This window comes from Erwinia psidii (assembly GCF_003846135.1).
Classification (GTDB): domain Bacteria; phylum Pseudomonadota; class Gammaproteobacteria; order Enterobacterales; family Enterobacteriaceae; genus Erwinia; species Erwinia psidii.
In genome coordinates this window covers 58,283-82,647 of sequence record NZ_RHHM01000004.1, presented here as the reverse complement: position 1 = coordinate 82,647, position 24,365 = coordinate 58,283, and the positions used below count along the sequence as shown (strand labels likewise).

20 protein-coding genes and 4 pseudogenes are annotated in these 24,365 nt (G+C 49.8%); 14 read left to right on the top strand and 10 right to left on the bottom strand.

Annotation, left to right across the window (positions count from 1 at the left end; all coding sequences use genetic code 11):
- The first annotated feature begins 49 nt into the window (after window positions 1-49).
- The 3 genes from EB241_RS06505 to ghrB all read left to right on the top strand — a co-directional run bounded on the left by EB241_RS06505 (window position 50) and on the right by ghrB (window position 2,418).
- Window positions 50-661, top strand: coding sequence for a glutathione S-transferase (locus tag EB241_RS06505; RefSeq protein ID WP_124232398.1), 612 nt, complete (start codon window positions 50-52; stop codon window positions 659-661).
- A 76-nt stretch (window positions 662-737) separates the two neighbouring features.
- The gene (locus tag EB241_RS06500; protein WP_124232397.1) at window positions 738-1,298 is read left to right on the top strand and encodes a DNA-3-methyladenine glycosylase I; all 561 of its coding nucleotides are present in this window, start codon (window positions 738-740) and stop codon (window positions 1,296-1,298) included.
- A gap of 145 nt (window positions 1,299-1,443) precedes the next feature.
- Window positions 1,444-2,418, top strand: coding sequence for a glyoxylate/hydroxypyruvate reductase GhrB (gene ghrB, locus EB241_RS06495; RefSeq protein ID WP_124232396.1), 975 nt, complete (start codon window positions 1,444-1,446; stop codon window positions 2,416-2,418).
- Window positions 2,419-2,521: 103 nt separating this feature from the next.
- Here ghrB and kduD read toward each other — a convergent pair whose 3' ends face one another.
- A complete protein-coding gene (gene kduD / locus EB241_RS06490) occupies window positions 2,522-3,283 on the bottom strand; it encodes a 2-dehydro-3-deoxy-D-gluconate 5-dehydrogenase KduD (RefSeq protein WP_124232395.1) in 762 nt (253 codons plus the stop codon).
- A 344-nt stretch (window positions 3,284-3,627) separates the two neighbouring features.
- Here kduD and EB241_RS06485 point away from each other — a divergent pair, with 344 nt between their 5' ends.
- The gene (locus tag EB241_RS06485) at window positions 3,628-4,878 is read left to right on the top strand and encodes a valine--pyruvate transaminase (protein ID WP_124232394.1); all 1,251 of its coding nucleotides are present in this window, start codon (window positions 3,628-3,630) and stop codon (window positions 4,876-4,878) included.
- Window positions 4,879-5,087: 209 nt separating this feature from the next.
- Here the strand turns inward: EB241_RS06485 and ibpA are convergent, their stop codons facing one another.
- Entirely contained in the window at window positions 5,088-5,504 is a 417-nt protein-coding gene (ibpA, locus tag EB241_RS06480) for a small heat shock chaperone IbpA (protein WP_124232393.1), read from the bottom strand.
- A 304-nt stretch (window positions 5,505-5,808) separates the two neighbouring features.
- Between ibpA and EB241_RS06475 the strand changes: the two genes are divergently transcribed.
- Window positions 5,809-6,180, top strand: a complete 372-nt coding sequence (locus tag EB241_RS06475; protein ID WP_124232392.1) for a YceK/YidQ family lipoprotein — start codon at window positions 5,809-5,811, stop codon at window positions 6,178-6,180.
- Here the strand turns inward: EB241_RS06475 and EB241_RS06470 are convergent.
- Window positions 6,177-7,448: a DUF3748 domain-containing protein gene (locus EB241_RS06470; RefSeq protein WP_124232391.1), complete on the bottom strand. Its 1,272-nt coding sequence runs from the start codon at window positions 7,446-7,448 to the stop codon at window positions 6,177-6,179. The two genes, EB241_RS06475 and EB241_RS06470, sit on opposite strands and share 4 nt — an antisense overlap.
- Before the next feature lie 112 nt (window positions 7,449-7,560).
- Window positions 7,561-8,370 carry a sugar-phosphatase gene (yidA, locus tag EB241_RS06465; RefSeq protein ID WP_124232390.1) on the bottom strand — a complete coding sequence of 270 codons (810 nt, stop codon included), beginning with the start codon at window positions 8,368-8,370 and terminating at the stop codon, window positions 7,561-7,563.
- 352 nt (window positions 8,371-8,722) lie between these two features.
- Here yidA and EB241_RS21365 point away from each other — a divergent pair.
- Together EB241_RS21365 and EB241_RS06455 are read left to right on the top strand one after the other, a co-directional pair.
- Window positions 8,723-8,964: pseudogene (locus tag EB241_RS21365) on the top strand (IS630 family transposase); the annotation flags it as partial.
- 310 nt (window positions 8,965-9,274) lie between these two features.
- Window positions 9,275-9,871: a helix-turn-helix domain-containing protein gene (locus EB241_RS06455; RefSeq protein ID WP_124232388.1), complete on the top strand. Its 597-nt coding sequence runs from the start codon at window positions 9,275-9,277 to the stop codon at window positions 9,869-9,871.
- Window positions 9,872-10,131: 260 nt separating this feature from the next.
- On the opposite strand, the pseudogene tnpA reads toward EB241_RS06455, so the two are convergent.
- The 5 genes and pseudogenes from tnpA to dnaA form a co-directional block, all read right to left on the bottom strand.
- Window positions 10,132-10,548: pseudogene (gene tnpA / locus EB241_RS06450) on the bottom strand (IS200/IS605 family transposase).
- A 193-nt stretch (window positions 10,549-10,741) separates the two neighbouring features.
- On the bottom strand, window positions 10,742-13,147 hold the full coding sequence (gene gyrB / locus EB241_RS06445; protein ID WP_124232387.1) for a DNA topoisomerase (ATP-hydrolyzing) subunit B: 2,406 nt from the start codon (window positions 13,145-13,147) through the stop codon (window positions 10,742-10,744).
- 17 nt (window positions 13,148-13,164) lie between these two features.
- Entirely contained in the window at window positions 13,165-14,250 is a 1,086-nt protein-coding gene (gene recF / locus EB241_RS06440; protein WP_124232386.1) for a DNA replication/repair protein RecF, read from the bottom strand.
- Window positions 14,251-14,441: 191 nt separating this feature from the next.
- Window positions 14,442-15,542 carry a DNA polymerase III subunit beta gene (gene dnaN / locus EB241_RS06435; protein WP_124232385.1) on the bottom strand — a complete coding sequence of 367 codons (1,101 nt, stop codon included), beginning with the start codon at window positions 15,540-15,542 and terminating at the stop codon, window positions 14,442-14,444.
- Between the two features lie 4 nt (window positions 15,543-15,546).
- A complete protein-coding gene (gene dnaA, locus EB241_RS06430; RefSeq protein WP_124232384.1) occupies window positions 15,547-16,938 on the bottom strand; it encodes a chromosomal replication initiator protein DnaA in 1,392 nt (463 codons plus the stop codon).
- A 602-nt stretch (window positions 16,939-17,540) separates the two neighbouring features.
- On the opposite strand from dnaA, the gene rpmH reads away from it, so the two are divergent.
- The 5 genes and pseudogenes from rpmH to mnmE all read left to right on the top strand — a co-directional run bounded on the left by rpmH (window position 17,541) and on the right by mnmE (window position 21,372).
- On the top strand, window positions 17,541-17,681 hold the full coding sequence (rpmH, locus tag EB241_RS06425; protein WP_003849659.1) for a 50S ribosomal protein L34: 141 nt from the start codon (window positions 17,541-17,543) through the stop codon (window positions 17,679-17,681).
- Window positions 17,682-17,698: 17 nt separating this feature from the next.
- Complete coding sequence (gene rnpA / locus EB241_RS06420; RefSeq protein WP_124232383.1) at window positions 17,699-18,058, top strand: ribonuclease P protein component; 360 nt, start codon at window positions 17,699-17,701, stop codon at window positions 18,056-18,058.
- Window positions 18,022-18,280, top strand: a pseudogene (gene yidD, locus EB241_RS06415) (membrane protein insertion efficiency factor YidD). Before rnpA ends, yidD begins: the two are co-directional and overlap by 37 nt.
- A 2-nt stretch (window positions 18,281-18,282) precedes the next feature.
- Entirely contained in the window at window positions 18,283-19,926 is a 1,644-nt protein-coding gene (gene yidC / locus EB241_RS06410) for a membrane protein insertase YidC (RefSeq protein ID WP_124232381.1), read from the top strand.
- Between the two features lie 81 nt (window positions 19,927-20,007).
- Window positions 20,008-21,372: a tRNA uridine-5-carboxymethylaminomethyl(34) synthesis GTPase MnmE gene (gene mnmE / locus EB241_RS06405; RefSeq protein ID WP_124232380.1), complete on the top strand. Its 1,365-nt coding sequence runs from the start codon at window positions 20,008-20,010 to the stop codon at window positions 21,370-21,372.
- A 475-nt stretch (window positions 21,373-21,847) separates the two neighbouring features.
- On the opposite strand, the pseudogene EB241_RS06400 reads toward mnmE, so the two are convergent.
- Window positions 21,848-22,131 (bottom strand): annotated as a pseudogene (locus EB241_RS06400) (helix-turn-helix domain-containing protein); the annotation flags it as partial.
- 58 nt (window positions 22,132-22,189) lie between these two features.
- On the opposite strand from EB241_RS06400, the gene EB241_RS21070 reads away from it, so the two are divergent.
- Together EB241_RS21070 and EB241_RS06390 are read left to right on the top strand one after the other, a co-directional pair.
- Entirely contained in the window at window positions 22,190-22,627 is a 438-nt protein-coding gene (locus tag EB241_RS21070) for a Tn3 family transposase (RefSeq protein WP_199737326.1), read from the top strand.
- A 453-nt stretch (window positions 22,628-23,080) separates the two neighbouring features.
- A complete protein-coding gene (locus EB241_RS06390; protein ID WP_124232379.1) occupies window positions 23,081-24,298 on the top strand; it encodes an ADP-ribosyltransferase domain-containing protein in 1,218 nt (405 codons plus the stop codon).
- The last annotated feature ends 67 nt before the right edge of the window (window positions 24,299-24,365 follow it).

Genomic DNA, 24,365 nt, shown 5'->3' with positions numbered 1-24,365 from the left:
ATCATCATAAACTGGACGGCTGGCTTCGGTCAGGCAGGAGAAGCATAACGTGAAGCTCATCGGTAGTAATATCAGCCCTTTTGTACGCAAAATTGCCGTTATCCTGCTGGAAAAAAACATTTCGTTTGAGTCTGTCATTGAATCCCCGTGGACAAATGAAAGCCACATCCCGCAATATAATCCGCTGGGTAAAATTCCGGTGCTGGTAACAGGGCCAGAGGAAATCTGGTATGACTCTCATATCATTGCCGCCTGGCTGGAACAGCAATACGGCACACCTGCCCTGCTGCCATCAGAGAAACTGGCGGCGCTGAAAGTGTTACAGTTGCAGGCGCTGGCAGACGGGGTGGGTGATGCGGCGGTACTGCTGTTGCGTGAGCAAATGCGCCCGGCAGAGACACAGCTGGAGGAACAGTTACTCCGCCAGCGTGGCAAGATCGGGCGTGGTCTGGACGCGCTGGAGAAAGAAGCCGACAGCGGTTTGCTGCTGAATACTGATGCAATTAACCTGGCCGATATCGCGACCGCCTGCGTCATTGGCTATATGAATTTTCGTCATATTTCGCCCGGCTGGCACGTTGGCCGTCCGGCGCTGGTTAGGCTTATGGAAAAAATGTTCGCCCGCGAGAGTTTTGCCCGGACTGCACCTGCCCAGGCATAATCATCACCTTTATTGCAGTATGTGACCGATTGGCCTTCCGGTTGTTTAATCTGGCCTGATGAAAAGGAGTTTTTCTGTGCAACGTTGCGGCTGGGTGACCCAGGATCCCATTTATCTTACCTATCACGATAGCGAGTGGGGCGTCGTCGAGAGAGACTGCGACAAACTGTTTGAAATGATCTGTCTGGAAGGACAGATGGCAGGGCTGTCATGGCTGACAGTACTGAAGAAACGGGAAAATTACCGGCGGGCGTTTCATCACTTCGACCCGGAGAAAATCGCCGCCATGGGTGAGGCCGATGTGGAACGACTGATGCAGGACCGTGGCATCATTCGCCACCGGGGGAAAATTTGCGCGATTATCGCCAACGCTCAGGCACTGCTGAAGATGAAAGCCTCCGGCGAAACCTTCAATGGCTTTGTCTGGCAGTTTGTTGCCGATCAACCGCAGGTGCAGCGTTACGCCGATCACCGGATGGCCCCCACCTTCAGTCCGGCTTCCGATGCGTTGTCAAAAGCATTGAAAAAACGCGGATTTAAGTTTGTCGGCACCACCACCTGCTACTCTTTTATGCAGGCATGTGGCCTGATTAACGATCATACCACCAGCTGTTTTTGCCACCCTGATAATCAGTAACCCACGTTTTGTCTCACCGATCTGGGGGAACAGACACAGTACTTTATGTTGGCTCGCTCTTTGCCATTTCCCGGTCGTGGTCATCTGAATGGTGCCAGCCCTTACAACGTTTAACATGCTTAATGATGCAAAACAGGAAGAAAAAATGAAACCTTCTGTGGTGCTTTACAAGACCTTGCCGGACGACCTGCGCTCACGGCTGGATGAACATTTTAACGTGACTGAAATCAACGGGCTGACGCCAGCAAATATCAGCCAGTATGCAAATGCCCTGCAACAGGCGGAAGGACTGCTGGGCTCCAGTGATAAAATTGATGCGTCGCTGCTGGCGAAAATGCCCAGGCTGCGTGCGGCTTCCTCCATTTCAGTTGGCGTTGATAATTTCGATATTACGGCGCTGAACGAACGCGGCGTGCTGTTGATGCATACTCCCACCGTGCTGACAGAAACCGTTGCCGACGCCATGATGGCGCTGGTATTAGCCAGCGCGCGCCGCGTGGTTGAGGTAGCGCAAAGAGTAAAAGAAGGCAAATGGCAAAACGATATCGACACTAACTGGTTTGGTATCGACGTGCATCATAAAAAGATGGGAATTCTGGGGATGGGACGTATCGGCATGGCGCTGGCGCAACGTGCACATCTGGGATTCAGCATGCCGATTCTTTACAACGCCCGTAAACATCATGAGGAAGCTGAACGGCGCTTTAATGCCACCTGGTGTAGCCTGGATACGCTGCTGGAAACGTCCGATTTTTTATGTATCTGCCTGCCGCTGACCGCAGAAACACATCATCTGGTTGGCCGGCAGCAACTGGCCAAAATGAAGCCGTCCGCCGTATTGGTTAACGCCGGTCGCGGCCCGGTTGTTGATGAAGACGCGCTGATTAGCGCCCTGAAGGAGAAGGCGTTGTATGCCGCCGGGCTGGACGTGTTCGACAAAGAACCGCTGCCAGCCACATCACCGCTACTGACAATGCCGAACGTAGTGGCACTGCCACATATTGGTTCCGCCACGCATGAAACTCGCTACGGCATGGCAAGAGACGCCGTCGATAATCTGATTGCCGCACTCAGTGGCAACGTGGACAAAAACTGTGTTAATCCTCAGCTATTATCTTAGTCTGCACGAGACAGTCTCCGATACAGATAAAAAATCAGTTATCTCTGGCACTGTGTCAGAATGCATATGGCCACGTTGATCGACAGTGGCCATTTTTCTGTACTTAGCGCGCCAGCCAGCCGCCATCAACTGCGATGGTATAGCCATTGATATAATCTGACGCAGATGACGCCAGGAACACCGCAGGCCCTTTAAGATCTTCCGGCAGTCCCCAGCGGGCAGCCGGAATACGCTCAAGGATCTCCGCATTACGTTTTTCATCTGCCCGCAGCATTTGCGTATTGTTGGTCGCCATATAGCCTGGCGCAATGGCATTGACATTAACGCCATGCTTCGCCCACTCATTAGCCAGTAAGCGGGTGACACCCATCACCGCACTTTTGGAAGCGGTATAAGAAGGAACACGAATACCGCCCTGATAAGAGAGCATTGACGCAATATTAATGATCTTCCCGCCGTGGCCCTGTTTGATGAACTGACGGGCAACGGCCTGCGACATAAAGAAGACGGATTTGATATTCAGATTCATCACATCATCCCAGTCTTTTTCGCTGAAGTTGATCGCATCTTCACGGCGGATAATGCCGGCATTGTTGACCAGAATGTCTATTTTGCCGAATTCAGCCAGCGCACTGGTCAGTAAACCTGCGATACAGTCAATATTGCCAAGATCGGCCGTCAGGCTAAGGAAGCGGCGGCCAAGCGCCGAGACTTTTTCGATGGTTTCACGTGGTTCAACAATATTGACGCCGACGATATCACAACCCGCCTCTGCCAGGCCCAGCGCCATCCCCTGTCCAAGTCCGGTATCACATCCCGTGACCAGCGCCACCTTTCCGTGCAGCTCAAATGCGTTCAAAATCATCTTAATAACCTCTGAAATCTTTATGGAAGACCGCGTAGCGCAGCCCTGTTTCGGAGGGGTACTATAACCAGGCCAGATCGGCAGTAACTGTGATCGATATCGTACAAATTCAATTTTGAACGATTGTTCTTATAAAAAAGAAATGCCATTTCATTTTTATAAAAAATAATGTTTTCAGATCTGGAATTATGCCAAAGAGATGTTAAAAACAACCCAACATAAAACTAACAAAAGTCCCGCTCTGTTCCTGCCAGCAGGTCACATATCGCCTCGCCGTGGATTGCATCAGGCCGTCGCTAACGTTAAGGTTAACCTCCCCTTGAATAACAAACAGTTAACACGCTATGCGCTTTTCCGCCTTCGGTGATAAATTTACGCGCCATTCAGGTATTACCCGCCTGATGGAGGATATGGGTGAAGGATTACGTTCGCCAGATGCAGTGATGCTGGGCGGTGGCAATCCCGCACAAATCCCGGCAATGAATGACTATTTTCAGCAGCTGTTGCAGGAGATGCACCACCAGGGCAAGTTGACTGAAGCGCTGTGCAACTACGATGGGCCTCGTGGAAAAAGTACGCTACTGACGTCACTGGCCACACTGCTGCGCAACGAGCTGGGGTGGCAAATCGGTCCGCAAAATATTGCGTTAACCAACGGCAGCCAGAGCGCTTTTTTCTATCTGTTCAATCTGTATGCCGGACGCAGAGCCGATGGCAGCAAAAAACGTGTACTCTTCCCGCTCGCCCCGGAATATCTTGGCTATGCCGATGCCGGTCTGGATGAAGACCTGTTTGTTTCTGTCCGGCCAAATATTGAGATGTTGCCTGAAGGCCAGTTCAAATATCACGTCGATTTCGGGCAGCTGGAGATTACCGACGATACTGGCCTGATCTGCGTATCGCGACCCACCAATCCAACCGGCAACGTCATTACCGATGATGAACTGATGAAGCTGGACAGGCTGGCACAACTTCATCAGGTCCCGTTGCTGATTGACAATGCCTATGGCGTCCCCTTTCCCGGCATTATCTTTACTCAGGCGCGCCCGCTGTGGAATCCAAATATTATCCTGTGTATGAGTCTTTCCAAACTGGGGCTGCCGGGTTCTCGCTGTGGCATTATTATTGCCAATGAAAAAGTCATCACTGCCATGAGCAATATGAACGGGATTATCAGTCTGGCTCCCGGTAGTATTGGCCCGGCTATCGCCAATGAAATGATCAAACGTGGCGATCTGCTACGGCTGTCAGAGCAGGTGGTAAAACCCTTTTACCAACGGCGGGTGACTGAAACGATGGCTATTATTCGCCGCTATTTACCCGCGGACCGCTGCCTGATCCATAAACCTGAAGGCGCGATCTTCCTCTGGCTGTGGTTCAAAAATCTGCCGGTGACCACTGAGGTGCTGTACCAGCGTCTCAAGCGCCGTGGTGTGCTGATGGTTCCGGGGCATTTCTTTTTTCCCGGACTGAGCCAGGAGTGGTCGCATACGCAACAATGTATGCGTATGAATTATGTCCCTGACAGTGAGAAGATTGAACGTGGCATTGCGATTCTGGCGGAAGAAATAGAGCGTGCGCATCAGGAGGGCTAAAGCCTGTGCCCGGAATACCGCATCACAGGCCTGTTCGCCCGTGATGATACGGTGAAGCGTGAACGAACCCGACGACATCCAGTCATACAGGTATCTGAATGATAATGGCAATAGCCGGCATGGCGATATCCATTTGCAGACAGATAAAAAAACAAAACCCCATGCAATAACATGGGGTTCGTCATCATTATTGCGCGGCAGAAAAAGGTTTATTTAACAATCTCAATGCGGCGAGGTTTATTCGCCTCAGGAACCACACGTTCCAGGTCAATATACAGCAAACCATTTTCAAGTCTGGCATCACGGACATTCACATGCTCGGCCAGCTGGAACTTACGCTCAAAGTTGCGCTCAGCAATCCCCTGGTACAGGTAGGTTTTTTCCTGTTGTTCTTCGGGATGCGCGCCCCGGACGGTAAGCATGTTATCGTGAGAGGTAATATCCAGTTCGCTCTGCGCGAAACCGGCCACGGCAATGGTGATGCGGTAGTGGTTTTCTGCTACCAACTCAACATTGTAAGGAGGGTAGCCGCCGTTACTTTGTCCCTGATTGGATTCAAGTAAGTTAATCAGGCGATCAAAACCAATTGAAGAACGATAAAGTGGGGCAAGATCAAAACTACGCATTTCATTACTCCTGATAATCAGCAAGATGGACGGTAAAGGCCCTCCACTCAGGACAGGCCATCAGTCAACAGGCTGTACCCTTACGGCGTACGATTGTGTGACCTGATACTGAAATGGTGACAAACAGTCGGCTTTCAAGCGTGGGTGATATAATTTTTTTAACCCACATGCCATGAATGACATACACTCTGGTGAAAATCATCGGTGCCGGGTGTATACGTTCTGACCAGGTAAGCGCTGTTTTTTCATGCAGACTGCGAGAATAAATCAGGCTGGCCCTACTGTGACCGAAGGAATGATGAATATGATAGCCATGAAAAATTATTACTTCGCTGGTTTGTTGGCTGGCCTGGCGCTGGCTGGCACCAGCGGGTGCTCCAGCTTTATGTCCCATTCAGGACCCGATCAGGGATACTATTCCGGTACCCGAGCCAGCGCCAGGGTAATCGCTGACAGTAACAGTGGCTGGGTGATGCGCCCGCTGGCAGCTATCGATCTGCCTTTTTCTGCCGTGTTGGATACGCTGCTGCTGCCCTGGGACTATTACCGCTCCGGCAGTGATAAGGCGGCAGATTCGCCCCATGAACGCGTGCGCCGCAGCGAACAACGCAATCATACCGATGAGAGCCTGTCTCATGCTGCACCGCTCCAGGGCACTGTAGCGCAACAGCATTAATCACCGAGCACGTCGGCAATAAAGATCTGCCGAAAACCGTTAACACAGCGCATATAGGCAACATATTTTCCGTCCGGTGAACATACCACCGCGTCTGCCACCGGCGGCGTGTTGGTTCGGGCCGTCAGTCGCCGCATGTTGCCGCTGCCGGTTTCGCAAAGCATGACGCTGTTGTCATTAATCAACGCCACCGACTGACCATCCGGGTGCCAGCTAAAAGCCGACTGGATGTCGCAAGCTGCATGACTTATCTGCCGGGGTTGACCGCCCGTCGGCGCAATCGTCCACAGCTGCACCACGCCCGCATCATCTTTCATCAGAAACGCGATTGATCGACCATCAGGTGAACTGCGAAGCCAGTGACGAGGCGTGGTAACCAGCCCCGGATAAGTCCGCTGGTGGGTGAAGGTCAGCCTGCGTTGTTTTATCCCTGCGGGAGGTGCGGGCAGGGTATCAACGGTGCCTTCAATAGGCTTGTCATCCTGCAATGCATAATCGGTTAACTTTTCGGGTAAATCGACAATAAAAACTTCAGACACTTTTTCGCCACGGATGCCGATCGTGTCACCAATAAAGGCCAGCGCCCAGCGCTGTCGGTGACCGTCTTTTTTCATATAGCCTTCTGTGCCCACCCAACCTTCTTCAAAAGCACGGTTAATCTCGTCGCTGCCGGGCCTCGGCGAGCGGGTCGTGTGGCTGACCAGCACGCAAAAAAAGCGTCCATCGTATTCCCGTGGATGGCTTTTGGGCGGACAGACCGGGCGCAATGGAACCGCCACACCAACATTGCGCCGATCTTCTTCTGCTGCCAGCTGATGCATCAGGTGATCATTGTAAGTAAAACTCAGCCGCGAGCCATCCGGGCTAAAGACATGAACATGAGAACCACCGCGCAAAGCACCCACGGTGAAAGGCGGCGTGATATCACAGGCATCCATATTTTCCGCCAGGCCATTTTGCACAATCACCCCACGCCGGTGATGAAAGTCATACTGCCACTGCGCGTCGGGGTGCTCAGGGCCATGAATAAAAACGTAGCGTGGTGGCAGATCGGAACTGGTGGTAATCACGCCAATATGGGCGCCGTTACCAGCCTGATATAACACTTCCGTCTGGCCGCTGAGGTTGACCCGCTCAACGGTCAACCCGTCAAACGTAGCCGTGTCTGAACGGACGTCATAAACCAGCCAGTGGCTGTCTGCCGTCCAGACGTTGATATTAGTGAGCTGATGGTTACGGGAGTCAAAAGTAAGCTGGCGTTCGGTCATGGTGTTTATCCCCGGCAGTGTCTGCTCTGCCAAGGGTAATGCATTCAGCGGCTTTCCGGTACTGCGCAATGGCAGGACCGTCACTTTAGCCCGGCACCGTTACAACGATGTTTTACAGAACGAACGTCTCAATAGCGTGAGCAACGCCATCTTGCTGGTTGGTTTTGGTGATAAACTGCGCGGCAGATTTAACAGATGCAATGGCATTTCCCATCGCCACGCCCGTTCCGGCAAAATCCAGCATCGCCAGATCGTTTTCCTGATCGCCGATTGCCATCACTTCCTCTCGCACCAGACCAAGACGCTCGGCCAGTATTTTTACGCCCGCACCTTTATTGACCTGCCTGTGAAGGATCTCCAGATAATAAGGTGAGCTTTTCATAATCGTATAACGATCGTGAGCTTCCTGGGGGATACGCCCGATGGCATCATTGAGTATCTCTGGCGGATCGATCATCATTAGCTTTGGAAAAGTGGCAGACCGATCCATCTCTTCAACGCTTCGATAGCGCAATGGAATACCGGTCAGAAAGGATTCGTGCACGGTGAACTCACTGATGTCTTTATTCGCAGTAAACAACAGCGATTTGGTTAGTGCCTGAAAATGTACGCCCAGTTCACGGGACAGCTTCTCAAAATAGCGGTAGTCGTCATAATTAAGGGTCACTTCAGCCACACAGTCACCGGTTGCGGCTTGCTGAACCAGCGCACCGTTATTAGTAATGCAATACTGGCCCTCCTGCTGTAAATCCAGTTCAATCAGGTAGCGTAACACGCCAATAAATGGACGCCCGGTTGCCAGCACAATAGCCACGCCTTTATCACGGGCAGCACGGAGCGCTTCTTTCACCCGTGGCGTAACCTCGTGCTGAGGATTTAACAGAGTGCCATCCATATCAATCGCTATCAGTTTTATCGCCATAAAATCCTCATCAGTTTGTTGTTCGCCAGCAGCTAAATCAGCGTCCCAAATAGTAGATCAACCGCAGAGAACTCAGTCCGGTTTGTGCGTTATGAACCATCGCCAAACCAACCGGGCTGAGCTTTGCCGATCATAACACCCATACCCCGCAACGAACGACGCCTGCCGCAGAAAATGATCCGCGTTGCCCGGTGCGGCGCAAAGCTACGCCTGCACCGTGGATCCGTGGCCCACACAAAGACGAAAAGATGGCGGCGACAAATTCTGCCATGACACATGGGTAGCCTGGAACATCCGGTGGTTTACGAAAATGAAAAGTGGATATCCGTCTTCAATACGCTCATGATAGCTGATTATTCATAAGAGCAGAGAAACGCTGCATTGGCTGAAACAGCACCCGCCGTTCAGGATAATTTATCAGCGCGTTTACTCGCCGCGAGTCAACCACGTTAGACCCCTGTGGCAGCCGCGAAAGGTACCTTCAACAGGAATCATCAGTGCCGATCAATACGGCAATTGTTGAAAAAGATACGCCGCTTTATAAACACCGTCGTCCCTTTCCCAGGAAGCAAAAAAGGGCTGACAAAAGCGTAGTGGTATCAGGAGCACTTATTTAGCACGATTCAACTGATATTGACCAGCATCATTACAACAAAACATTATTTACAATAATACGTTAGAAATATTACTTAAATATATAACAATTAATTTAAAGCATCATTAAATCACATTAATGTCAAAAAAAACCATTAAAAAGTGGTACAAAAAAGGTATTTAAGCGTAAAGTAACCGACACAACTATAACAACGGATACGTTCAAAAACCGCTGTGGACATTGGCCGTCGATACTTTCAGAGCAATACTTAAGATCAGCATCAACTGTAGTAAATTTCACGGAGGAAAAATGAATATTCTGATTATTAGTGAAGATAATTATTTTATTATTGGCCTGATTAACCTGATTAATCAGGCCTGGATTATTACCCATCCAGGCAATCATCCTGTTTATATGATTGCTGATGAAAAACGTTCACTGCTCAAACCTGACATCATCATTTCTGATATCTGTCATGTTAAGAGCGCTGGCAGAAAGGTTTCCAGGGACTATGCGAAAGTAAGCCGCCATGTATCGCTGAACCTTATGACAAACTGCCGTAAAAAACCCGGTCACCTGTGCCTTGAGCATCAGGTGCGCCTGGAAAAAAAACACGCTAACAGAGAGTTACGGAAGCTTTTCAAAAACGCTAATTCACCGGTTTACTCCCCACGCTCTTTAGGAAAAAATAGCTGTGGTCAAACAGCCGATATTACACTCAGTAAGCAACAGGCGATGGTGGTGCAATATATTCGCGAGGGATTATCGCTGACAGATATATCTCGCCGCACCAGTCTGAGTGTGAAAACCATCAGCACTCACAAGCGGGCAATAATGCGTAAGTTTGGTATGAAAAACAACAGTGAGTTTTATCGTTATACACTTGAAGGGGTTATTTTACGCTGAGTCAACAGAAAAATTAACTACCAATTAACATATAAAAAAACAACCGTTATAATTTTTACAAAAAATCGCTTCTCTCACAGAGGGAGGAATACTTCTGCACATTTTTAACTAAAAAGTGTATTTCAGACATTTTGTTGAAAATAAAAAATCTCCCCAATATCCCCCCGGTTATCTGTGGCATAAAAATTCACCTGCATAGCAGATGGTATTGATTGCGCCCCACAGGGGCGTACTTAGCTCTGACTCTGAGAGCTTTCGCTTCAGACTTCTTTTAAACGAAGTTGGCTTTCTTCCTGTTCATGCTTTTCCTGATACTTCACCTGTTTCCTGATCATCTCTTCGTCTGTACCTACGGTTTCTACGCAGTAGCCTCGCGCCCAGAAGTGGTTTCCCCATAATTTATTCTTCTCGGATACGGGGATTTACTGAACAGCCGTTTTACCTTTTAAATGACCAGTGACATGCGAGATTGAACGTCGCGGCGGCACTTTTATCAGCAAGTGAACATGATCCAGCGCCACCACCTCTATCCTGAACTGTTCATTCGAAATCCTTGTCTGCCTGTAAACCTCCCTGCCTGGATTATTCCTCAGAATGCGGAACCCATATCTGGGTGTCCATACGGTGTGATATTGACAACACCACAGCACATGCGATGGTCTCTGGGATCCACTCATGGTTAAATCCTTATCAGTTTTGGGGATAACAAATTCGGATTTTCCCATGAGTAGCATTACTGGCAGAGCCAATTTGTTGCTGACCACCTCCACAGGTGGTGGTGTTTATTTGCGCATAAAAAAATCCAGACTCAGCTCACTGAATCTGGATTTTTCCTCAGCGCCAGCCGCCCCCTGCTGGCACAATAACCGGTTAAATATCGATGTTCGCCGCTTTAAGCGCATTCTCTTCAATAAAGGCACGACGGGGCTCTACCGCATCGCCCATCAGTGTGGTGAACAACTGGTCAGCTGCAATGGCGTCTTTAACGGTGACGCGCAACATACGACGGCTGTCAGGGTCCATGGTGGTTTCCCACAGCTGCTCCGGGTTCATCTCACCCAGTCCTTTATAACGTTGAACTGATAAACCACGACGCGACTCCTTAACCAGCCAGTCCACCGCCTGCTCAAAAGACGTTACTGGCTGGCGACGCTCACCGCGCTCAATAAAGGCGTCCTCTTCGATCAGACCGCGAAGTTTCTCACCCAGCGTACAGATCTTGCGGTATTCCCCACCCAGTACAAATTCACTGTCCAGCGTGTAGTCAGTATCCACACCGTGAGTACGAATGCGCACTACAGGTTCGAAAATATTCAGTTCGCGGTTTTCGCGCACCACTCCCACGTAAGTACTGCCATGCTGTTCTTTTTCATTCAGCTGTGTAACCAGTCCATTAATCCACTGCTCTACAGACGCCTGTGCGGAAAGATCGCTCAGGGTTGCGTAGTCGATCAACGCATTCAGCAGCGCAACCGGATAACGACGCTCCATACGCTTGATCATTTTGCGTGCACTGTTGAATTCCGCTACCAGGCTTTCGAGTGGTTCCCCCCCCAGCGGCGGCGCATCGGCATTGGTGTGCAGCGTTGCGCCATCCAGCGCGATGGCGATTTGGTACTGATCCATCGCATCACCATCTTTAATATACTGTTCCTGCTTACCTTTTTTCACCTTATACAACGGTGGCTGAGCAATAAAAACGTGGCCTCGCTCAATAATTTCTGGCATCTGACGATAGAAAAACGTCAGTAACAGTGTACGGATATGTGAGCCATCGACGTCCGCATCGGTCATGATGATAATGCTGTGATAGCGCAGTTTGTCCGGGTTATATTCATCACGGCCAATGCCACAGCCCAGCGCGGTGATCAACGTAGCCACTTCCTGTGAAGCAAGCATCTTGTCAAAGCGCGCCTTCTCCACGTTAAGGATTTTTCCTTTCAGCGGCAGAATGGCCTGATTTTTACGGTTACGTCCCTGCTTGGCTGAGCCACCTGCAGAATCACCCTCCACCAGGTAAATTTCTGACAGGGCCGGATCGCGCTCCTGGCAGTCCGCCAGTTTTCCCGGCAGGCCGGCCAAATCCAACGCGCCTTTACGGCGAGTCATCTCACGCGCACGGCGGGCTGCTTCACGGGCACGGGCGGCATCAATAATCTTACCTACCACGGTTTTCGCATCGCCGGGATTTTCCAGCAGATACTCTGCGAGCAACTCATTCATTTGCTGCTCAACGGCAGATTTCACCTCAGAAGACACCAGCTTATCTTTGGTCTGCGAGGAGAATTTAGGGTCCGGCACCTTCACTGACACAACCGCAATCAGGCCTTCACGCGCATCGTCACCGGTCGCGCTGACCTTGGCTTTTTTGCTGTAGCCTTCTTTGTCCATGTAGGCATTCAGGGTCCGGGTCATTGCAGCACGGAAACCGGCCAGATGAGTACCGCCATCGCGCTGGGGGATATTGTTAGTGAAGCAGTAAATATTTTCCTGAAAACCATCATTCCACTGCAATGCCACTTCCACACCGATACCGTCTTTCTCGGTGGAGAAATAGAAGACGTTAGGATGAATAGGGGTTTTATTGCGGTTCAGGTATTCAACAAAGGCTTTAATGCCACCTTCATAATGGTAGTGATCTTTCTTGTCGTCACGTTTGTCTTCAAGTTTGATTGAGACGCCGGAGTTCAGAAATGACAGCTCACGCAGGCGCTTAGCCAGAATTTCATATTCAAAGTCAGTGACGTTAGTAAAGGTTGCATGGCTTGGCCAGAAACGCACCCGCGTGCCAGTCAAATCGGTTTCACCGGTCACGCTCAGCGGAGCCTGCGGCACACCATGAACGTAAATCTGCTGGTGTACCTTGCCTTCACGACGAATGGTCAGCTCCAGTTTCTCCGACAGGGCGTTAACCACGGAAACCCCCACGCCATGCAGGCCACCGGATACCTTATACGAGTTGTCATCGAACTTACCGCCCGCATGCAGTACGGTCATGATCACTTCGGCCGCGGATACGCCCTCTTCTTCATGGATTCCGGTCGGAATACCACGACCATCATCCTGAACAGAAACAGAGTTATCTGCATGAATGGTAACCATAATATCTTTACAGTGGCCGGCGAGTGCTTCGTCAATGGCGTTATCCACGACCTCGAATACCATATGATGCAGACCGGTGCCGTCATCCGTATCGCCGATATACATACCAGGGCGCTTGCGTACCGCATCCAGCCCTTTCAGAACTTTGATACTTGAGGAGTCATAATTCGACATCAACGTTTCTCGCTCGATTAATCTTCAGGTTGAACGGCTATTTTACCTTGTTCTACGTGGAACATCTTGCCCTTTTCGTCAGACATGTCGAACACATGTCCGGCATCAATTGCGCTGACAAAAACCTGGGCATGAGTGGCTTTCAACCGCGAGGCCAGCAGTTGGCGACGCGTTTCATCCAGCTCAGAGGCAAAATCATCTATCAGATACAGGCAACGACGCCCGCTCTGTCGTGTAAGAAACTCACCCTGTGCCAGTCTCAGGGCACACATCAGCAGTTTTAACTGGCCACGGGACAGGAGATCTTCGACCGGTGTACCGTCGGCACGAATACGAAAATCTGCCTTATGAGGCCCGCTGGCAGTGTAAGTCAACGCTCTGTCACGCTCAAACTGACGCTCCAACAGCTCGCTGTAGTCGGTTTCTTTATCCCAACCACGCTGAAAGGAAAAACTTAACGCAAACTCCGGTAAAAACTGGGCACAGGTGGCACTGATATCCGCTGCAATAGCGTCACTGTAAGCGGCGCGCCAGCGGCTCAACTGCTCAGCCAGCGGTGCCAGCTCCAGATCCCATGCGCGAATTTGCTGATAACGTGAAACCTGACGCAGCGCGGCATTTCGCTGTTTAAGCAGACGCCGGAGATTACTCCAGGCATTAAAAAACCCAGGCTCATTGTGGAAGCAGCCCCAGTCGATATAGGCACGACGGTATTTAGGACCACCGTTTAGCAGGGTAAACCCTTCTGGCGTAATCAGTTGCATCGGCAGCATCTGGGCCAGCTCAGCCACTTTATGACCGTCAGTACCCGCAATGCGTACCTTGCTGTCGCCCGCACGATTTTTGGTCAGGCCAACGCTGGTTTCGTGTTCTGCGCCGTCAATTCGACCATGCAACACAAACGCATCCTGGTCATGGCGGATCACTCTGCCAGCCTGCAAACTGCGGAACGCCCGGCCGTGACCAAGCGTATAGATAGCTTCCAGCACGCTGGTTTTACCGCTGCCGTTCGCGCCCACCAGAAAATTGAAACCGGGTGCCAGCGCCAGGTCCGCGTTTTCGATATTACGAAAATCTTTGATAAGCAGGCGGGTTAAAGCCATAAGTAGGTGGTCCAGTACAAATATTACAAATACGGCTTTGTTCTGTAAACGTGGCGATACAGAATCAGGGCGTTAACGGCGCAGACAGTTTTTGGGTGCAGCCAGCGCGCAAAAAACGGAGCGTACACAAAGTACGTGAGAATTTTACGCACTGCCCAATCCCAAAATGGCAAGTGAGTTAGCCCGCCAGATTATAACCTCATAGGCATAACGACATAGGCCGCGCTCTGGCTGGCAGCATCTTCAATCTGCACGCTGGAAACAGAATCGGTCAGCAGCAGGCGGACATTTTCACACTTCAGCGCGTTGAGCACATCCAGCACATAGCTGACATTAAAACCAATTTCCAGATCCGTACCATCATAGGAAACGTCCAGAATTTCTTCCGCCTCTTCCTGTTCTGGGTTATTCGCGGTGATCTTCAGCTGATTTTCACTGATATATAAGCGAACGCCGCGAAACTTCTCATTTGAGAGAATGGCCGCCCTGGCGAAAGCCTGTTTAAGCAGATCGCAACCGGCACTCAGGGTTTTATCGGGATTTTTAGGCAAAACGCGACGATAATCAGGGAAACGGCCATCAACCAGCTTCGAGGTGAAGATAAAGTCACCGACATGAGCGCGGATATTGTTGCTGCCAATCTGCACCTGCAGCGGCGTGTCCCCACCATCCAACAGACGTACCAGCTCAATCACACCTTTGCGTGGCACAATCACTGAATGATTTGGCAGTGATTGCCCCACCGGCATTGAACACACGGCAAGGCGATGTCCATCGGTCGCCACGGTGCGCAGTTCTTCGCCTTCGGTTTCAAACAGCATTCCGTTCAGATAATAGCGAACATCCTGGTGAGCCATTGAGAACTGCGTCGCCTCAATCAGGCGCTTCATGGTGGCCTGCGGCAAGGTAAACTCCACTTCGCTTTGCCAGTCATCCAGGTTAGGGAAGTCACTGGCCGGAAGCGTCGAAAGCGAAAAACGGCTGCGGCCTGAGCGCACAAGCATTCTTTCACCTTCGAGGATCACCGTAATATCCGCCCCTTCAGGCAGACCGCGACAGATATCAAAAAATTTACGCGCCGGAACGGTGGTGGCGCCAGGCTGGTGATCCCGCGTCAGGGCGACACGGGCGACCATTTCCATTTCTAAATCGGTTCCGGTCAGTAGCAGGCTGCCTTCGTTAACCTGTAGCAGTAGGTTGCCGAGGATCGGTAAGGTTGGACGTCCGCCCAGCGGGCTACTGACCTGCTGTAACGGCTTAAGTAAATGCTCGCGTTCTACAATAAATTTCATAGTGTCAGGAGGATAATGTTCTGATTAGATTTGAGAAATCTTCTTTAATATCGTGACTTTCCTCACGCAGCTGCTCAATTTTACGACAGGCATGCAGCACGGTTGTATGGTCACGACCCCCGAAAGCATCACCGATTTCCGGCAAGCTGTGATTGGTCAGCTCTTTCGCCATCGCCATTGCCATCTGACGTGGGCGGGCGACAGAACGCGAACGACGTTTGGAGAGCAGATCCGCCACTTTGATTTTGTAATATTCGGCAACCGTTTTCTGAATATTATCTATTGTGACCAGCTTTTCCTGTAGCGCCAGCAAGTCGCGTAACGCTTCACGAACAAAATCAATGGTGATAGCCCGGCCGGTAAAGTTGGCGTTGGCGATAACCCGGTTTAGCGCCCCTTCCAGTTCACGCACATTGGAGCGCAGACGTTTGGCAATAAAGAACGCCACTTCACCCGGCAAACGAATATCGTTTTCGTCGGCTTTTTTCATCAGGATCGCAACGCGGGTTTCCAGCTCCGGCGGCTCAATGGCCACCGTCAGGCCCCAACCAAAGCGGGATTTAAGACGATCCTCCACCCCATTAATCTCTTTCGGGTAGCGATCTGATGTCAGAATGATCTGCTGGTTGCCTTCCAGCAACGCATTAAATGTATGAAAAAACTCTTCCTGGGATCGTTCTTTATTGGCAAAAAACTGAATGTCATCGATCAGCAGGGCATCCACAGAGCGGTAGTAACGCTTAAACTCTTCAATGGCATTGTTTTGCAGTGCTTTAACCATATCCTGCACAAAGCGTTCGGAGTGCATATACACCACTTTAGCATTCGGCTTGCGGGCCATGATGCCATTGCCAACCGCATGCAGCAGGTGGGTTTTTCCGAGGCCCGTACCACCATAAAGGAATAAAGGATTGTAAGCACCGCCAGGATTGTCCGCGACCTGACGCGCTGCCGCGCGAGCCAGCTGATTAGATTTACCTTCCACAAAATTGTCAAAGTTGTGTTTGGTGTTGACGTTTGATCGATAGGAAAGCTCCGCCGGTGCTGGCGTGTTGTCCCAGCTTGGACGCAGGGGTGCCGGACGTGTGCCCACCGCCGGCGCATTGGTATTTGTACTGGCCGTTACTGGCTGGCTGATCTGACGCGTGACCGGTTTACTGCCCACTTCAAAACGCAACAGCGGGGCATCAACCCCGCAAAAATCATTCAGCAATCCATTGATATTATTGAGATATTTATCACGTACCCAATCGAGCACAAAGCGATTTGGTGCATACAGGGCCAGCGTATTGTCGTTCAATTCAGCCTGTAATGGACGGATCCACATGCTGAATTCTGTGGCAGGTAGCTCATCCTGCAAACGGGCAAGACACTGTTGCCAAAGCGTAAGTGACACGGCGAACTCCACTCGAAAAAATTCGACAAGAAAAAAGACGCTGAAGCGATAAATTCATCATTGTTGACGCATGCAGATGAAACACATACGAACCGCTATCTGCGGTTTCTCCGCCGCTGACCGATCGGGACGATCGTTCACGGGAGGGCGGATCATAGCGCAAAGCGCAACAGAGATCTTCACTTTCTGGCCGGTTTTGATCCAATTTATCCACAGGCCAGCGAACGCAGGATTCGTTCAGGTTTTTTCATTGAAGAGAGAGGATCGACTCTGTTTTTGCCGCACTGCGGCATCCCACTCACACACTTTGCGTACTATTATTGCCAGAGGATCACAGTAAGATCGAGTGCGATCCTTGCGCTTTGTCACAGACCCCGTATAATTCGTGCCCCGGCGTGTTGCGCTCTGGCCCATTCCGGCTGGTTTTGCAGTCGAAAGGGATATACCAGACGCGGTGTTTGAAACACGAAGTAAATTGACTCCGGGTTGTACAATTATTACAATCCCGCCTCTTTATTAAAGATACACTGAGGCGTCGGTCGGTTTTCTGACCATCCAGCGCGTCAACAAGTGAAATTTTCCAAGTTTAGGTAGAAATCGCCATGAAACGCACTTTTCAACCGTCCGTACTGAAACGCAACCGTTCACATGGTTTCCGTGCCCGTATGGCAACAAAAAATGGTCGTCAGGTTCTGGCACGTCGTCGTGCTAAAGGCCGTTCACGTCTGACCGTTTCTAAGTAATAAAAGCTAACCGCTGAGTGGTTAAGCTCGCATTTCCCAGGGAGTTACGCTTGTTAACTCCCACTCATTTCACTTTCGTCTTCCAGCAGCCGCAAAGAGCCGGTACGCCGCAAATCACCATTCTCGGCCGCCTTAACTCGCTGGGGTATCCCCGCATCGGTCTTACCGTCGCCAAAAAACATGTTAAACGCGCGCATGAACGCAACCGGATCAAGCGATTGACCCGTGAGAGTTTTCGTCTGCGTCAGCATGAGCTACCCGCCATGGATTTCGTGGTGGTGGCTAAAAAAGGCGTGGCCGACCTGGATAATCCCGGACTGATGGAAGCGTTGGAGAAAATATGGCGTCGTCACTGTCGCCTGGCTCGCGGCTCCTGATTGGACTGATCCGCGTTTACCAGCGCGTTATCAGCCCTCTTCTGGGACCCCACTGTCGTTTTCATCCAAGCTGCTCGCAATATGGTATTGAGGCATTGCGCCGGTTTGGCCTGATAAAAGGCAGTTGGTTGACGATAAAGCGCGTATTAAAATGCCACCCTTTGAACCCGGGTGGCGACGATCCGGTGCCGCCAAATAACCATTGATACCAGAGAACATTAACGATGGATTCGCAACGCAATCTTTTCCTCATCGCTTTTTTGTTCGTGTCTTTTATGCTCTGGCAAGCCTGGCAGACGGACCACGCTCCGCAGCCTCTGCAAACCCAGACCACGCAAAACACGACAGCAGCCGGCGATAACGCAAATCAGGGCGTTCCTGCCAGCGGCCAGGGCAAAACGATCACCGTTAAGACTGATGTCCTGTCTTTACAGATCAATACTCGCGGTGGCGATATTGAGCAGGCACAGTTGCTGACTTACCCGGATAAGCTGGGTTCCGATCGCCCTTTCCAGTTGCTGGAAAACACGCCGGGCTTTCTGTACCAGGCACAAAGTGGTCTGACCGGACGTAATGGTCCCGACAACCCAGCCAATGGCACTCGCCCACTTTTTACCACGGCTCAGGACAACTTTGTGCTGGCAGAAGGGCAAAGTGAACTGCGTATTCCAATGACTTACACCGCAGAAAATGGCGTAACCTGGACAAAAACATTTGTTCTGAAACGTGGTGAATACGCGATCGGTGTAGATTATCAGATTAACAACACCACGGCGCAGCCGCTGGAAGTGGCGATGTTTGGTCAGTTGAAACAGACCATAGATTTGCCTAAACATCGTGATACCGGCAGCAATAACTTTGCGTTACATACTTTCCGTGGTGCGGCTTACTCCAGCGGTGAGACTAACTACGAGAAGTACAAGTTCGACAAAATCAGCGGTAATGAGAATCTGAATGTCAGCACCAACAATGGTTGGGTAGCAATGCTTCAGCAGTATTTCGCCACCGCATGGGTGCCACACACTACCGGCAGCAATACACTCTACACCGCCAACCTGGGTAACGGCATTGCGGCTATCGGCTATAAATCTGCTCCAGTGACGGTTGCCGCCGGTTCACAGCAAAATCTGGCTGCCACGCTGTGGGTTGGGCCAGAAATTCAGGATAAAATGGCGGCCATTGCGCCTCATCTTGATTTGACCGTCGATTACGGCTGGCTGTGGTTTATCTCTCAGCCGCTGTTCAAACTGCTGAAGTTTATCCACAGCTTTATTGGTAACTGGGGCTTCTCCATTATCATCATCACCTTTATCGTTCGTGGCATCATGTACCCGCTAACTAAAGCACAGTACACTTCGATGGCCAAAATGCGCATGCTGCAACCAAAAATTCAGGCAATGCGTGAGCGTCTGGGTGAAGATAAGCAGCGAATGAGCCAGGAGATGATGGCGCTGTATAAAGCAGAGAAGGTAAACCCGCTGGGTGGGTGTCTGCCGCTGGTTATCCAGATGCCTATCTTCCTTGCGTTGTACTATATGCTGATGGGTTCCGTTGAACTGCGCCATGCGCCGTTTGCCTTGTGGATCCATGATCTTTCAGCACAGGACCCGTACTACATTCTGCCAATCCTGATGGGCGTGACGATGTTCTTCATCCAGAAGATGTCTCCGACTACCGTCACCGACCCAATGCAGCAGAAGATCATGACCTTTATGCCAGTGATCTTCACCGTGTTCTTCCTGTGGTTCCCATCTGGTCTGGTGCTGTACTACATCGTCAGTAACCTGGTGACGATTATTCAGCAGCAGCTGATTTATCGCGGTCTGGAAAAACGTGGTTTACACAGCCGTGACAAGAAGAAAGCGTAATTTGTGACGCTTTAACACAATCGTTATCATAAGGCGGTCACCTGACCGCCTTATTTTTTGCCGCAATAAAGAGAGTTAAACATGAATCACAGCGAAACCATCGTAGCTCAGGCAACCCCACCAGGTCGCGGCGGGGTGGGTATCCTGCGTGTTTCCGGGCCAAAAGCAGCAGAGGTTGCACAGTTGCTGCTGGGCAAACTTCCACGCCCCCGCCATGCCGATTATCTGTCCTTTCGGGACAACAATAACCTGACGCTGGATCAGGGAATTGCACTCTGGTTTCCTGCCCCTAACTCCTTTACTGGCGAGGATGTGCTCGAACTACAGGGACATGGCGGTCCGGTTATCCTTGATTTGTTGCTGAAACGCATTACGACAATCCCTGGCGTGCGCATTGCACAACCGGGTGAGTTTTCCGAACGGGCTTTCCTGAATGATAAACTTGACCTTGCCCAGGCAGAAGCAATTGCCGATCTGATCGATGCCAGTTCGGAACAGGCAGCCCGTTCCGCGATAAACTCCTTACAGGGGGCTTTTTCACTGCGTGTGAACAATCTGGTGGAAGCACTTACTCACCTGAGGATCTACGTCGAGGCGGCCATTGATTTCCCGGATGAAGAGATCGACTTTCTGTCAGACGGAAAAATAGAAGCCCAACTCAATCAGGTTATCGTTCGTCTTGATGAAGTTCGCGGCGAAGCGCGTCAGGGAAGCCTGTTGAGAGAAGGAATGAAGGTTGTCATCGCTGGTCGCCCGAATGCCGGTAAATCCAGCCTGCTCAATGCGCTGGCGGGTCGTGATGCGGCCATCGTTACCGATATCGCCGGAACCACGCGTGACGTGCTGCGTGAACATATCCATATTGATGGCATGCCACTGCATATTATCGATACTGCCGGACTGCGTGAGGCGAGTGATGAGGTGGAACGCATTGGCATAGAACGGGCATGGCAGGAAATAGAGCAGGCCGATCGGGTATTGTTTATGGTGGATGGTACCACTACCAGTGAAACCGAACCGGCGGCAATCTGGCCAGACTTTATCGCCCGTCTTCCCGCCTCGTTGCCCATTACCGTGGTGCGTAATAAAGCCGATGTTACGGGTGAAACGCCCTCAATTTCAGAAGTGAATGGCCACTCACTTATTCGCCTTTCCGCCCGCTCAGGTGATGGAATCGAGGTATTACGCAACCATTTGAAAACGAGCATCGGCTTTGCCGGAAATACAGAGGGGGGCTTCCTGGCCCGCAGACGTCATTTGCAGGCTCTGGAGTTAGCATGCACTCACTTACTTCAGGGCAAGGAACAGCTGTTAGGGGCCAAAGCCGGAGAGCTGCTGGCTGAAGAGTTACGCGCCGCCCAACAGGCACTAAGTGAAATAACCGGAGAATTTAGCTCAGATGATTTACTGGGCCGCATCTTCTCCAGCTTTTGCATCGGCAAGTGACGCTGCGTCGTAAGCGTCCACTCACTACCACTAATCCCGCATAGCTAACTGTTAGACGGGATTTTTGTTTCATTGCTGCCAATCCGTTCCACGTGGCTGTCCGGCGATCCCTGGCGTGTAAGTGCTGCGCTGACGAAGTTTGGTGAAAAATGGCACAATAAACACCTTTAACAAGTTAATTTAACAAACCGTTTAACCATTAATCAGCAATTACACTTAATTATCATAGTGGTAGAGCCAGTCAAAATAATCATCCTGAGGATACTCAGGCCCTCCAATCCACCCCGTCCTCCGTGGACGTTATAACAGCTTCATACCGGCATTTTGTGCTTCACGCTTACGCGCGTGTTGCGTCAAGGATAGCCAGAGACAACTCTTCTTTCATTACGTTAACTGGACCGGCGGGAGCATTTGAACAGAAACTTACGGTTTCATTCTCTGTGGAGCATTTAAACCATAATTTCCTGACTGTGGCCTAAGAATGTTTGGATGCCGACAACCAACGGTACAGCGTTGGTACAGATACGCCGAGGTCTTTAGCTACCTCCCTGGGAAGGATACCGCTGGTTAATAATTTTTTGGCAGATACAATTTTTCGGCGGGTCATTTTAGGTTTTCGCCCACCTTTACGACCAGGTTGCTTGCTGCATCAAGCCCGACACGGGTTCGTTCGATGATAAACTCTCGCTCCATCCCGGCAAAGCTGACCATCACATGGAAGAAAAAACGCCCCGCCAGTGTTCCGGTATCAATAGTATCTTACTGCAATCCAGGAGAAACTTTGTATTTGCTTGACGGGATTCTGTAAAATAACACCATTCTGAAAATCAATCAGCATATTACAGATACTCACGGTGATAGCGAAATAATTACTGCACTGTGTTATCTGCCTGGCTATTACTTTATACCACGGATAAGAGACTTTAAACATCAACAACTCTACAGGGCTAACCGTTTAGTTAATTATGTTTTTTTTACACCATTAATGAATAAAACGGTAGATCTGGATATTATTGAGGAACAATCGGATGCGGTGATTCATGTATCGCAATCTCTCAAAAAACGTACAGCACCTGCCCATGTCATCACAGAGCGGCTCACCAGCTATTTTCCATTTGATCCTCTTTCTAAGGCGTTTACCAATCTGGCTCGCCTGATCAAGCCGGAATATATTCTGCGCTATATGACCGTTCAGGATTTACGTCGTACAGTTCAGCTCAATAAAACAGAATACCGAAATAATTTACTCAGATAGATATTTTTTCGAGCCAGGGATAATTCACGACCGATGATTATGAAGAGATCATAAATAAGGCCAGCGTCTTGAGTTTAGTATCTAATGTAACCCTGTATTGGAACACATCGAGAATAATAAATATTGTTAGCGGGTTATGTAAAAATAAGAAAATTACAGATAATGAGGTGTTAGCATATATCTCTATACTCCCTGTAAACATATATTACCAAATGGCACTTATTTTGTTGCTGGAGAACCTTACGGTGCGGAGTCTGCCTAAATGGCAAACCGTAAGCTACTGTTCGAGTGCCCCGCTGATCCAATATTTCCTCTCAGCTATTTTCTGCGGCCTGTCATTTCTGACTAAGAGTCGTTTCTTGATAGCCTCTCACCCTGAAATTTGCAATCATTGTAATTTTTCGCAATCTCATACATGAAAATTATTGATGAACTTAACAAATAGGGAAAAAAATGCCAATAAATCCTGTCAGACATAATACCGTAGTGCCTGTGAATGACATACGGCAAGAGCGGATAGAATTAAGTAAACTTAGAAGCAGTCTGTCGCAAAAGATCTCAGATATTAAAAATAGCGCAACTGAAAAAAATAAATCTATTGCCGTGCATAAAAATAATATTGCCGACAACCAGTCATTACTTAAAAGTCTTCATTCAGTCTCAGCAAAAAATGGTGAGAACGCCACTGTACGACTGAAAAAAGATCATTTTAAATATGGTCAGGCGAGTAACATTTTAAAAAAGATGTTACATGGTAGCCGTTATCAGACTGAGCGCGAAGCAGCAGTCAAAAAAATCAATGCTCAAGGGAGTACCGTATCTGCCGGAAAGGTGATAAAAACGCTACAGACAAGAATTGATAGCACCTTAAGTGAGGTTCATGAGCTAAAAACAGAGGTCGCCGGTTATGATAAGAAAATTGATAATATCGAGGCGATAAAATATGGCATAGAGAAAAAATTAGACAATCTTACTAAAATTGAAACCAATGCAAAAAAAGCTGATGAAAAAAACCACAGTGCCCGACAAAATTTTTCCATGATCTATCAAAGTAATGTGGGATGCAAAGCGCTCAACGTTGAGGCGCGTCATCAGTTTGGCAACACCCCCTTAGCAGGCAAAGTGAGCGGGAGTAAAGTCGTTGAAGAATACCGCAGGGTTCATGGTTATGAGATTTTTAGCCGTGGTAATAAGGCACTTGAATCAACTATTAAGGCAAATTGTAGCGATCTGAATGAACTGGTTAAAACGGGCGCTAAAGCATGGTACACCCCGACAGAGAAAAATATAACAACTTACCGCGGGCAAGGAATGACACAGAGCGGGATTAACACGTTAATTTCACGATTTAACGCCGATGAACATAACAAAACTGAAACCGTGTATATCCTTGGGCAATTCTTCTCGACATCCAGATCTGTAAATGTTGCTAACGATTTTGCAAACCGTAGTCAGGATGATGCAAAAGTCATATTTAAGGTGAAGGGCAATAGCAGCAACGGGTTATCCATCCCAGGCGGCCTGTCATTTGAGAATGATGAGAGCGAAAAACTGTATTCTCCGCTGGCGAATTTCAAAGTTACAGCCGTATCCAAAGCATCGTCGAATACTTACCATGTCGCGTTAGAGGAAGTCACGAAGGTTGACAGGGCGCTGATCCTGCCTTATTAACTGATAAAAAGGTGTGAACGTAGCGCCCTTACAAGGCGCTACGTTCACAAAAAGAATGAAACCGTAA

Coding starts and splice junctions, on each gene's coding strand:
- ghrB (WP_124232396.1), top strand. CDS start 1,444: ATGAAACCTTCTGTGGTGCTTTACAAGACCTTGCCGGACGACCTGCGC.
- kduD (WP_124232395.1), bottom strand. CDS start 3,283: ATGATTTTGAACGCATTTGAGCTGCACGGAAAGGTGGCGCTGGTCACG.
- EB241_RS06485 (WP_124232394.1), top strand. CDS start 3,628: ATGCGCTTTTCCGCCTTCGGTGATAAATTTACGCGCCATTCAGGTATT.
- ibpA (WP_124232393.1), bottom strand. CDS start 5,504: ATGCGTAGTTTTGATCTTGCCCCACTTTATCGTTCTTCAATTGGTTTT.
- EB241_RS06475 (WP_124232392.1), top strand. CDS start 5,809: ATGATAGCCATGAAAAATTATTACTTCGCTGGTTTGTTGGCTGGCCTG.
- EB241_RS06470 (WP_124232391.1), bottom strand. CDS start 7,448: ATGACCGAACGCCAGCTTACTTTTGACTCCCGTAACCATCAGCTCACT.
- yidA (WP_124232390.1), bottom strand. CDS start 8,370: ATGGCGATAAAACTGATAGCGATTGATATGGATGGCACTCTGTTAAAT.
- EB241_RS06455 (WP_124232388.1), top strand. CDS start 9,275: ATGAATATTCTGATTATTAGTGAAGATAATTATTTTATTATTGGCCTG.
- gyrB (WP_124232387.1), bottom strand. CDS start 13,147: ATGTCGAATTATGACTCCTCAAGTATCAAAGTTCTGAAAGGGCTGGAT.
- recF (WP_124232386.1), bottom strand. CDS start 14,250: ATGGCTTTAACCCGCCTGCTTATCAAAGATTTTCGTAATATCGAAAAC.
- dnaN (WP_124232385.1), bottom strand. CDS start 15,542: ATGAAATTTATTGTAGAACGCGAGCATTTACTTAAGCCGTTACAGCAG.
- rpmH (WP_003849659.1), top strand. CDS start 17,541: ATGAAACGCACTTTTCAACCGTCCGTACTGAAACGCAACCGTTCACAT.
- yidC (WP_124232381.1), top strand. CDS start 18,283: ATGGATTCGCAACGCAATCTTTTCCTCATCGCTTTTTTGTTCGTGTCT.
- mnmE (WP_124232380.1), top strand. CDS start 20,008: ATGAATCACAGCGAAACCATCGTAGCTCAGGCAACCCCACCAGGTCGC.
- EB241_RS06390 (WP_124232379.1), top strand. CDS start 23,081: ATGCCAATAAATCCTGTCAGACATAATACCGTAGTGCCTGTGAATGAC.